Origin of the sequence: Escherichia sp. E13S3 (assembly GCF_004212325.1) — a bacterium.
Lineage (GTDB): Bacteria > Pseudomonadota > Gammaproteobacteria > Enterobacterales > Enterobacteriaceae > Escherichia.
Map to the genome: position 1 here is coordinate 219828 of NZ_RHJR01000017.1, position 11311 is coordinate 231138.

Annotated in this window: 8 protein-coding genes and 2 pseudogenes; 5 read left to right on the plus strand and 5 right to left on the minus strand. The window is 43.3% G+C overall.

Going from position 1 to position 11311, the window contains the following annotated elements:
- The first annotated feature begins 183 nt into the window (after positions 1-183).
- The 3 genes from D9597_RS17420 to D9597_RS17430 all read left to right on the plus strand — a co-directional run bounded on the left by D9597_RS17420 (position 184) and on the right by D9597_RS17430 (position 4420).
- Complete coding sequence (locus tag D9597_RS17420) at positions 184-1323, plus strand: DNA cytosine methyltransferase (RefSeq protein WP_130223649.1); 1140 nt, start codon at positions 184-186, stop codon at positions 1321-1323.
- 20 nt (positions 1324-1343) lie between these two features.
- The gene (locus D9597_RS17425) at positions 1344-3068 is read left to right on the plus strand and encodes an ATP-binding protein (protein WP_130223651.1); all 1725 of its coding nucleotides are present in this window, start codon (positions 1344-1346) and stop codon (positions 3066-3068) included.
- Between the two features lie 143 nt (positions 3069-3211).
- Positions 3212-4420: an IS256 family transposase gene (locus D9597_RS17430; protein WP_130223653.1), complete on the plus strand. Its 1209-nt coding sequence runs from the start codon at positions 3212-3214 to the stop codon at positions 4418-4420.
- Positions 4421-4455: 35 nt separating this feature from the next.
- On the opposite strand, the pseudogene D9597_RS17435 reads toward D9597_RS17430, so the two are convergent.
- Positions 4456-5046, minus strand: a pseudogene (locus tag D9597_RS17435) (DUF6387 family protein); the annotation flags it as partial.
- Positions 5047-5733: 687 nt separating this feature from the next.
- On the opposite strand from D9597_RS17435, the pseudogene D9597_RS17450 reads away from it, so the two are divergent.
- Together D9597_RS17450 and D9597_RS17455 are read left to right on the plus strand one after the other, a co-directional pair.
- Positions 5734-6880: pseudogene (locus tag D9597_RS17450) on the plus strand (IS3 family transposase).
- Between the two features lie 315 nt (positions 6881-7195).
- Positions 7196-7990 (plus strand): hypothetical protein, encoded by a 795-nt coding sequence (locus D9597_RS17455; RefSeq protein WP_130223710.1) that lies wholly within the window; start codon positions 7196-7198, stop codon positions 7988-7990.
- A gap of 327 nt (positions 7991-8317) precedes the next feature.
- Here the strand turns inward: D9597_RS17455 and D9597_RS17460 are convergent, their stop codons facing one another.
- From D9597_RS17460 to D9597_RS17475, 4 genes are read right to left on the minus strand one after another with little or no spacing between them, the layout of a single operon-like run.
- Positions 8318-8503 carry a hypothetical protein gene (locus D9597_RS17460; RefSeq protein ID WP_130223657.1) on the minus strand — a complete coding sequence of 62 codons (186 nt, stop codon included), beginning with the start codon at positions 8501-8503 and terminating at the stop codon, positions 8318-8320.
- Complete coding sequence (locus D9597_RS17465) at positions 8500-9429, minus strand: hypothetical protein (RefSeq protein ID WP_130223659.1); 930 nt, start codon at positions 9427-9429, stop codon at positions 8500-8502. The genes D9597_RS17460 and D9597_RS17465 overlap by 4 nt, the downstream gene beginning before the upstream one ends.
- Positions 9430-9452: 23 nt before the next feature.
- Entirely contained in the window at positions 9453-9932 is a 480-nt protein-coding gene (locus D9597_RS17470) for an Hcp family type VI secretion system effector (protein ID WP_061093047.1), read from the minus strand.
- Positions 9933-9953: 21 nt separating this feature from the next.
- Positions 9954-11309 carry a type VI secretion system ImpA and VasL domain-containing protein gene (locus D9597_RS17475; protein WP_130223661.1) on the minus strand — a complete coding sequence of 452 codons (1356 nt, stop codon included), beginning with the start codon at positions 11307-11309 and terminating at the stop codon, positions 9954-9956.
- Positions 11310-11311 lie beyond the last annotated feature (2 nt).

Sequence of the window (11311 nt, forward strand, 5' to 3'; positions counted from 1 at the left end):
ATATTCTTTTTAAAATTCTCAAAAAAAGCTCTACCAATGACAAATAAACCTGAAATAATATAGTATTGATAAAGATTAGAACTAATGGTGGAATTATCATCGGGCAGGCAAATATAATAACCACATTCATTCACATACGAAATAATATTTTCATTATTAACATTAATTATTCACGGAACAAATATGAGCACGATACACCGCCCTTTAGTTGTAGACCTCTTTTGCGGTTGTGGTGGTTTTGGACTCGGAGCTAAACTAGCTGGTTTTGAAGTTGTAGCGGCAATTGATATTGATACTACCTTACAATCGGCTTACGCCCGCAACTTCCCTAATACAAAAGTAATTAATGGTGATTTGTCTTTAATGGGTAAAGATGAATGGCACAAAATTATTGCGTCGCAAAATATTGATGGTGTTATTGGTGGCCCACCATGTCAAGGTTATAGCCGTATGGGACACTCAAATATAGATGATCCCCGACGCTCACTTTTGAAGCATTTTTTTAGGACTGTCAATTTAATAAACCCCAAATTTTTCGTCATGGAAAACGTCGAAGGATTAATGGATGAGAGGAACATTCATGAGCTTGAAGCTGCATTAAATACGTTAAATAAAAAATATAAGATTATTAAGCCAACAATTATTGATGCTTCAGATTTTGGTGCAGCTACAAAAAGAAAAAGAGTTATAGTAATAGGATTTGTACCAGAAGCTATTAATATAGCAGAAGACATTCTAAAGAAGACAGTAGGTACAAAAAATAATGTTAAAGATGCAATAAGTGATTTACCTACTCCGCTCTGTACTTCAAAAAGTCAAGATATAAATGACTTAGGATGGAAGGAGTATAAGAAACAGGATCCATGCGCCTTATCTGATTATGCAAAAATAATGAGACAACACCCTCCAAAAGGATTGGGATGGATAACTGCGCTTGAGAAACTTAAGGAAGGAATGGTAAGTGGATTCTTTAATACTGTTCATTCTGCACAAGTGAAAGAGAGATATTCAACTATTCTACCGGGCGAAGTAGATCATATCAGCAAGTCTAAATGCCTTGCTTGGGATGGATTATGTCCAACATTAAGAGCTGGGACTGGCAGTGATAAGGGGAGCTATCAGGCAGTTCGTCCATTACATCCAGTAGAGAGTCGAGTAATTACCGTAAGAGAGGCTGCTCGTCTACAAGGTTTTCCTGACTGGTTTGTATTTCATCATACTAAATGGCACAGTTTCAGAATGATAGGTAATAGTGTATCACCAATAATGTCTAAACATATAATGGGATTGATTCATTCAAGCTTGGTTACTTTTAATAAATAATTAGAAGGTTTATTAATATTATGGAAGATATATTCAGCAAACAAATATTAATTGACACAGGCGTCAGTTCAACTTTTCTTGAAGAAGCTTTGACAAAAGATATTACTACCTTAGAAGCCATATTTGATTTAGTGGATAATTCAATTGATGCTGCTAGAGATTGGTTAATATTGAATAATTGCCAGAGAGGAAAGGATAGCCTGCCACTATCATATTCTGGTTTTTATGTATGTATCAGAATAGATGAAGATAGTATACGTGTTTTGGACAACTGCTCTGGTATTGATAGAGAAACTTTGGCCAAAAGAGCGCTATATACCAATAAGCTATCGAAACACGAATATGGAATAGGACTTTACGGGATAGGATTAAAACGCTCCATGTTAAAAATGGGGACAACCTTCTCATTTTACGTTGATAATGGCATCGAAGGATTTAAGTCAAGATTTAATAACAAAGGAATTGGTGGAGGTCAAGAAACTCCTGTATATGCAGATATAGTTCCTTCAAAAGGAAGGCAAAAATCATTATTTTGTGTAACTGATATAAAGAATGAAATTAAAAATGACTTCCATAATCCAAGATGGTTTGATAATGCAGTTCGTGAATTTTCACTAAGATATGCAATTTACATCAATAAAGGTTTCAAAATAGTACTACATCATGTAAAAAACAACATTAGAACTGATATTTCTGGTATTGCCCCACAATTAAGAACAGAATGTAAGTTTCCGCCTACTCAAGAAATTATTAAATTTGATAATGTAGATGTAATAATCGAAACCGGTATTCATAGCGAATATACTTTTCCAGAAGAAGAGGACTATAGTCGTTCTACAAACTTGAAACTTACTGATTTTTTCGGTATATATTTCTCATGCAATGATCGTGTAATTGTCTCAGCTAGCACTGAAAAGTCACATGGTTGGAGGACAAAATGGCATTCGGAATATAATGGTTATATTTGCTGGGTGAAGTTTGTGTCAAAAGATGCAGGTAAACTTCCTTGGAATACAGCAAAAACAGGGCTTCGCACAGATAGTTCGTTGTTTCTTGAAGTACGGGAGCGCTTACAACCAATAGCTGACAATTATAGATCTGTTATTAAACAGCGTTATATCTCAAATAAAAGAACAACAAGCAAAACCGACCTCCCCCCTAAGGGAATAAAACGCGATCAAAATAAAAACCATAGTAATATAGTGAAAAATACAAACAACACTAGAATTAATACAATTGAAAAGCAATCTATTTTAGCTAAATCAAGGCCAATGACGGATTTACCAAGAAACAGAGATATCTTGATTGACTGGGGTAGAAACACAATAGATGTTCCTTTATATAGAAATAAAGAATATCATATCTTCAGTGAACTTGCGCAGTTAAGCTCTTTAGAAAACCCCATAAGCTGCATCGTTATGCTACGTGTTTTTCTAGAAACAACAGCTAAAGAAACAATGAAATGCATGGGAAGGGACTGGAATAAAAGCTTGGCTAAAAACACCGCATTCATAGCTCATTTTTTGAATGAACGTGGCTACATAACAGATAGCGTAAAACTATTAGTTGAGAGATATGGACGTACTGATGAAGAAACCTTACTGTCTATAAATAACATACAATCCTTGGTGCATTCCGTTGAGTTTAATATTGAAAAAACGTTAATAAATAGATATTGGGATGATTTGGAGCCATATTTATCAGGTTGTTGGATGTTTATAAAGGATAGCGACAGTTATTCATAATATAATTACAAATGGTATGAAACTGTTTGTTTCATACCATTCAGGTTATAATGATACATATAACAATTTAACGAGACTGTAATTAAAATTGTGTAATTGCCTGTTTTTGATATGTTCACTCCCACACCAGAGACAGGCAAATTATGGACGAGAAGAAACTTAAAGCCCTTGCGGCTGAGCTGGCCAAAGGCCTCAAAACTGAGGCCGATCTCAATCAGTTTTCCCGCATGCTCACGAAGCTGACCGTTGAAACGGCGCTCAATGCAGAACTGACTAACCACCTCGGGCACGAGAAAAATGCCCCTAAAACCGGCACCAACACCCGCAACGGCTACTCTTCAAAAACGCTGTTGTGCGACGACGGTGAAATCGAGCTGAACACGCCGCGCGACCGGGAAAACACCTTTGAGCCTCAGCTGATTAAGAAGAATCAGACGCGTATCACGCAGATGGACAGCCAGATTTTGTCCCTGTACGCCAAAGGCATGACCACACGGGAAATCGTCGATACGTTCAAAGAGATGTACGATGCTGATGTGTCGCTGGCCCTGATATCTAAAGTCACCGATGCCGTAAAAGAACAGGTCACCGAATGGCAGAATCGCCAGCTGGATGCACTCTATCCCATTGTTTATATGGACTGTATTGTTGTTAAGGTTCGCCAGAACGGCAGCGTGATTAACAAAGCGGTGTTCCTGGCGTTGGGCATTAATACCGAAGGCCGGAAAGAGCTTCTGGGGATGTGGCTGGCTGAAAATGAAGGTGCAAAGTTCTGGCTGAACGTGCTGACGGAACTTAAAAACCGCGGCCTTCAGGACATCCTGATTGCCTGCGTGGATGGCCTGAAGGGCTTCCCGGATGCGATAAACAGCGTCTATCCGCAGACTCACATCCAGCTGTGCATCATCCATATGGTGCGTAACAGCCTGAAATACGTGGCGTGGAAGGACTACAAAGCAGTCACGGGCGGGCTGAAAGCCGTTTACCAGGCCCCCACAGAGGCAGCCGCGCTGATGGCGCTGGATGCGTTCGCAGAAGAATGGGATGAAAAATACCCGCAGATAAGTAAAAGCTGGCGCGCGCACTGGGAAAATCTCAATACGTTCTTCGGCTATCCGCCTGACATCCGAAAAGCTATCTACACCACGAATGCCATCGAATCGCTGAACAGCGTTATCCGTGCTGCCATAAAGAAACGCAAGGTGTTCCCGACGGATGACTCGGTGCGGAAGGTGGTGTATCTGGCAATACAGGCAGCGTCGAAAAAATGGAGCATGCCGATCCAGAACTGGCGGCTGGCGATGAGCCGTTTTATTATCGAGTTCGGTGACCGCCTGAGCGATCACCTTTAACACGGTTGCAGTTACACAGAATTATTTACAGAGTCGATAATCTTGTAATCGAGTATCTTCTGGAATGTTTTATGACCAAATCGGAAATCTTTTTCCGGTGGTTTAGGCACTTTCAGGTGCTTTTGCCACTGACTGATAAGCACTTTCAGGTGTTCAGCCAGATCGTCACTGCTGGCTTCCTCCAAGTCAATTTCAATCAGCATTTTGTTCGCAGGGTTCAGCCCTCCCTGTTTCAGGTATTCAGATATGTAATCCGAACTCACTGAAACATTTTCTTCTGGAGGCATATTCTCCAGCCGATACATTGCCCGTCCATAGTTAAACAGTGAGTTCCTTGTCATTGGCCTGACAGCATAGCTATGAGACAGCATGTGGCTTTCAGAGATCCATTTATCCTCCAGCAAAACCCTACCAGAGTGGATCATCGCATCATGGTGAATAACGGCATTACGATGCTTATCGTCCAGTGTTTCCCATTGCTGTCTGGCTTTATAGACAAACATGCGCCTTTCCAGCTCTGCATAAATTTGTTCCAGAGTGAGGTCTTTCAACGCATCATAGCGACTAACATCAAACCATTTGCTTAATGCTTCTACTATCTCCGCGACAGGCATTCTTTTTGTCATTCTTTTCCCTAAAAATGTTGATGTTCATTACATTGACGTTAACGCATCCGGCAGCATAGAGAAAGGGAATAATGATAACTGGCGCTCTCAGCATCGGTCATGGAGTGTTCTTCTGTCTTTAGTTATCTTTCCGGGGGTAAACATATCGGGTAATAGCAGTAATCTGTTGAATCAGCGATTGAAGATTTGTAGCAGAACAGGGAGATCGTTCAGTGAGGTTCAGTGAAGCGTGTTGTCATAACCAATTGATAGTAACTGGCTTTATCGTTATATGGCATTAAAAATGCTGGTAAATATGATGGTAAAAAATAGACGACATCTTTTGAAAGCCACTAACAGCAGGAGATACAGATGAAGTTCGAGTCCAGTCAGAGGAGCCAAATTCAAGTTTTATGCTTATCTGTACGTTTCTATTTGTTTACAATTCAGTAAGTTAGCGTGAAAATCCTTCCCGGTGTGTATCTGGTTCTCTCTTCGCATCGGGATAATTTGGTGGTCAGTTCTGGGGTCAGTTTGGTTCGATTCTGGAGTGACCACCAAATGTCTTTAAACGATTCTAAAATCCGCAAATTAAAACCTTCTTCCCTCCGGTAAAACTCTCCGATTCTCACGTTCTGTAGTGGCATAGTAAATTTGGCCACCTGATTAAAGGTGATATTCTCACCACAACATAAAACAGGTGACTTAATGAACAAGAAAACAAAGCGTACCTTCTCTCCTAAGTTTAAGCTGGAATGCACCCAACTTATCGTTGATTAAAGGTTACTCATACCGGGAAGCCAGTGAAGCTATGAATGTTGGTTCCTCTACTCTGGAGGCATGGGTACGTAAGCTCAGGCGGGAACGTCAGAGTATCACGGCTTCTGCATCACCACTCACATCAGAGCAGCAACGTATTCGTGAGCTGGAAAAGCAGGTTCGTCGTCTGGAGGAACAAAATACGATATTAAAAAAGGCTACCGCGCTCTTGATGTCCGACTCGCTGAACGGTTTACGATAGTTACCAGACTGAGCGGCAGCCACACGGTTGCCAGCCTTTGTGCTGTTCTGGACGTACATCACAGCAGTTACCGGTACTGGCAGAAGCGGCGCGATACCATTGATCCGGCGCGAATCAGGTTGTATAGCGAAATACGCCGGGTCTGGAACCAGAGTCGGGGTTCCGCAGGTGCGCGCACTCTGGCAGATATGCTGACTCAAAATGGCATCCCGATGAGCCGTTATCGTGCCGGGCGGCTGATGAAATACTTGAACCTGAGCAGTTGTCAGCCCGGAAAACATCAGTACAAAAATGCCCGCCAGGAGCATACCAGCCTGCCGAATCTGCTTGAGCGTCAGTTTGCTGTGCCGGAGCCAGAACGGGTATGGTGCGGAGATATTACGTATATCTGGGCAGGAAATCGCTGGTGCTATCTGGCGGTCGTCATGGATCTTTTTGCCCGTAAGGTTATCGGCTGGGGCCTGTCAGCAAATGCTGATACTACACTGATAAGCAGTGCCCTGCGGATGGCGTATGAGGTGCGTGGCCAGCCACAGGACGTTATGTTCCATAGCGATCAAGGAAGTCAGTATACCGGACTGAAATATCAACAACTTCTTTGGCGTTACAGGATAAAGCAAAGTGTCAGCCGATGGCTACACAGGCAAAGACGAAGCCCGGCAGCAAATCAGCTGTTATATTCTGAATTATTACAATAGCGTCAGGCCTCACCATTACAACGGTGGGTTGACGCCGGAAGAATCAGAGAACAGATACCGTTCTTACTGTAAAACCGTGGCCAAATTTACTGTGCCACTACACCTGCTGCTAGTTAATAATTGCAGCGGCTTCTGAGATGGTTACCCATGCTGGCATGGAGGAATGATTACTGTGACAGGACATGGTGTTCATATCTTGATCTCCATAATAATACTCCAGAAGTGCTTCCTGCTATAAAATACCGTAACCATTAACCTGTAAATGCACCCGTAATACGAGACTTATCCTGTGCTTTTATTATTCAGGTGCATTTTAAATTTATCTTAACATATTTATGATGTGAATGTTTTTATTGTATTTTGTCACCACCTTATATGGGTATATAATAACAAGAATATTTTATAAAACCCGAAAAAGTATTTTTAGCGCAAGCGCAGGATCGAAAGAATGATGAATTCCAGGTCGATAATTTTTTTATGTGCAGCCACATTTTTACTGGCTGGCTGCGCACCACACTCACCTATTGATGCAAAAAAAATGGGTGCGTCCGGCAAAGACAATAACGTCAGCAGTAAAAGTGTTTCTGCCCAGTTGACGGATAAGGATATTTTTGGAAATGAAACCACACTGGCCGTTTCGGAAGAAGATATTCAGGCTGCGCTGGAGGGTGACGAGTTCCGCGTTCCCCTGAATTCCCCCGTGATTCTGGTCCAATCCGGTAGCCGCGCGCCGGAAGCTGTGATGCAGGAGGAGATGAGGCGATATTATACTGTCGCCACATTCTCTGGTATCCCGGACAGGCAAAAGACAGTGACCTGTAACAAAGACAAAAACAAAGATAAAGACGAGAACCAGGATGTTGCCGTTGCTGAGAATATGAACTGGATGCAGGCATTGCGTTTTGTGGCTGCAAAAGGACATCAGAAAGCGATTATTGTTTACCAGGATACGTTGCAGACAGGAAAATATGACTCTGTGCTGAAATCAACAGTGTGGTCAGATTATAAAAATCAAAAAATAACTGACACAATGTCATTACGTTTTTTGGTTCGCTTCACTCTAGTGGATGTGGCAACTGGCGAGTGGGCTACCTGGACACCTGTAAATTATGAGTCCAGAGTTATGTTCCCTCAGACTGAAAAAAAGGGGGCAATCACTGCCGATGTGACAGAGCAACAAATCACCCAGCTTAAGCAGAAAACATACGCAGCAATGGTGAAAGACCTGGTGAACCGCTATCAGTAATAGTCATCTTTTCGATCTGCTGCCGATGATATGTGGCAGCAGGTACAGCAGTGATAATATACTCTCATCAATCATCATATTTTATATTTAATTGTAAAACCTGATGATTTTAAGTTAAATTTTGCAATATAACATCCATGCAACCACCTCATACTCACAAGAATTTTTAAATAGGCATGACAAAAAGTAAGTAATAATGAAAACAGCAAGCTGAAGGTGAGATAAAATGATATCATTATATATATTTATTATTATATAAACCTTGATGATAGCAATACGGAATCACCTCCACCGGAGGTGTTCTTTAGTCAGAGAAACAAATAACACTCACTTAATTATTTTAGCATAAAAATAAACCACAAGGATAACTATCGGAAAAAAAACAAGTTTAAAGTAGCTGGGAGCATTTACTGCAACCACAATAAGAAGCCCAATGGAAGTTATAATCGGAAGAAATGCAGCCAGAACATCTTTAATTATTGTTGATACCACCCATGATAAAAATTTTTTCATTTTATTAACCCCTTAAAAAATCGAATGGCATCATCCTCATTTACGAATGCATAATCACCATAAAATATATTTTTTGGTAAATAACCCTCCAGGAGGAAGAAAAACATTTCAAGGTTATTTATATACAATAAATGATAGAGTTTGGGATTGCCCATTCTCAATCTTTCCGCCACACCGGCAGCCCTGGTAACTAAACCATAGGTTGGAAAAAAGGCTGCCGAAATTGTCCTCAGGCGGGACAACAATGCTGATATCGATACTCCCAAAAATCTCGAACCTGCTGCGTACTTTGCAAGTACGTAAGTAAATTGTATATCTATTACTTCATCCAGTACTTTCTCAGTTGCCTGACGTGCTGCCAAACCAATAGTCATCCTCTGTACTTCCGAGATAACTGAATGAATGGATGTCCCGGTCACATGCTCGAAAGTTTCATCCCTTTTTAAAGGGTCGTGAAAATCTTTTATGATTTCTTCAATTTCCTCTATATTAAGGTCAAGAGCATCACACACTACAGATGAGTTATTATTACAATTAGAAAAATAATAAATTGCTTTCACTAGTATCTTGAGTTGTTGTGTTTCATCATACCTTTGGATAATGTAGCATACAGATAGATATAACATAGACGTAACCGCATCAGATTGTTTTACAAACTCCCTCAGGCAAGTAAACATTCTGATATCTTCACTGTCTAACTGCTCGCAGAAGCTAATGTCACTGAATAATAAACAAGCGCCCCTTCCAGCAGCTCTGCCTACGCCGTCTGCAAATGAACTCATTGTATCTGACAGATTGTTAATAAAATGCGTCCCAAAAGCACCCACTCCCTTATCCAGCGATGATGCCATGAATTTATTACGCTCGTTCTGTGTCAGCCATGCCTTTACAGGTAAAGAGTTATTTAAGTATATTTGGTCTTCCATTTCCCTCTCCTGATACGAAATAATTAATAAAGCCGCTCTTCCCACAAACTATATGCACTGGTTCCTGCAACACAGTGCTCCTGAGTAATACTTTCATAGGTGAATGATATGGCCTCTTCTGGTTGTCCCTGGCTATTGTTGACGGTGTGCGGCACAATATGCTTTATGCTGGCAATGCGGGCGTTAATCAGCTTCACTTTGAAATACAGCTCGTTAATACCAAAACGGTTGGTGCGGTAATACTCAAAATCACAGGTCAGACACTCATTTTCGCTGATAGCCTTACTCAACAAAGGGGAAGATTTATCCACGGGTTTCTGAATAATGAGCGCCTGATGATTCACGTTTTGTGCGCGGGTTAATCCGTGGCTGAGTCCCAGTACCATGATCTGATCCATATGCGCAATCTGCGCTTTGTTCCCAATAGATGCCAGTGATGAACAGCCTGCGGAGATCAGCCCCTGGAGATCGCCGTTCAGTGTCAGGTAAACAGGATTTGCCATAATAAGCTCCTTGGTCCGGGGTTATTTCCCGACCCCTTTATCAATAATTGCCGTTTCCGGTAGAGAGTGATTTTTCAGCAACAACCAGCGACTTAACACGCCGTCCAGCCGCTCGTTAATTTGTTTTTCCAGTACGTCGGTATTCTGCCCCTGCGCACGGGCGTCCTGGTACTGCGTCAGCAGAGACTCAACGGGTGTTTCCTGCCCCAGCCCCCGCTCCGCCTGCCAGATAACATTTTTGATGTAGGAAAGGGTTACCCCCTCTTTCTCACGCTTCATCACGAGGTCTGCAAAGGCATGTAAGTCCTGGCGAGCCTGTAACCAGCCGCGTAACTGCGGGCTACTCTGCGCACGAGTTTTCAGCGTCTCATTCCACTGTGCGGTGGCCTGCTGCTGTTGCAGACTCTCCGGCCAGCGACTGTCGGCGGTACGCGCCATCTGTAAGCCCGTATTCAGCGGCTGAACAGGTGAAGCATCAAGGAGTTGCTGTAGCCTGTCCTCATAGTTTTCCAGTTCAGGCGACGCCAGCCAGACTGTGGCTGCGCCCTGCGCGGTATCGCTGACCTGGGAGAGTTGTTGCTGAATGGGACTGACCAGCCACCACCAGAGAGCGGTGGCAACAGACCCGGAGCAGAGAACACCCGCGATAAAACCTTTCGCCGCACTGCCCTGCTTTGCCACACTGGTCGGTGGCGTGCTGTCAGCCAGGCTGCGCACTTCCACCTTCATCTCCGGCAGTTCGGGCAGCGGCGGCATCACCGTTTCGGTTGCTGGCGTAGTACCGTTTTCAGGGGCATAAATCAGCGTTCTGACCGTCGTCTGTGCGGTGTGTTCAACGCTGCTTTTCGGCTGCGGCTCAAGTCGTTTACGCGTGTTCTGAACAAAATAAAGCAGGTTTTCCACGCGCGGCTGGCGCTTCAGTTCCACCTGCTGGAGTTTGTCGCAGATAAGCTGTAGTGCCCGCTCCGTGCGATATAACAGGGGCAGGTCAGCCTCCACAAAGGATATCTGCTGGCGCAGGATGTTCCCGGTGCGGGTGTTGAACCAGTCTAGCATCTCGGTCCGCGCCGGGCCGCCCTGCGGCCAGAAGTTATCCCACTCGTGAGTCACCATCGCCGCCAGCAACTCCGCCCCTTCGCAGAATCCCGCCAGCCCCTGTGTCCGGGTCCGGGCCAGCGTGTAGTAGGTGGCGGTATGCAAATCCACCCCGTTGGCCTTAAATATCGCCAGCGCCAGCGACTCCACCAGTTTCCAGTTCAGCTCCGGCTGCGATGGGTGGCTGGCCTTGTTGATTTCCTCACGAATGGCGCTGAACTCTGGCAGGCCACGCGGGTCACTGCCGGTAACGATAGTTTGTGTCAGTACGTTATTGCTCATCC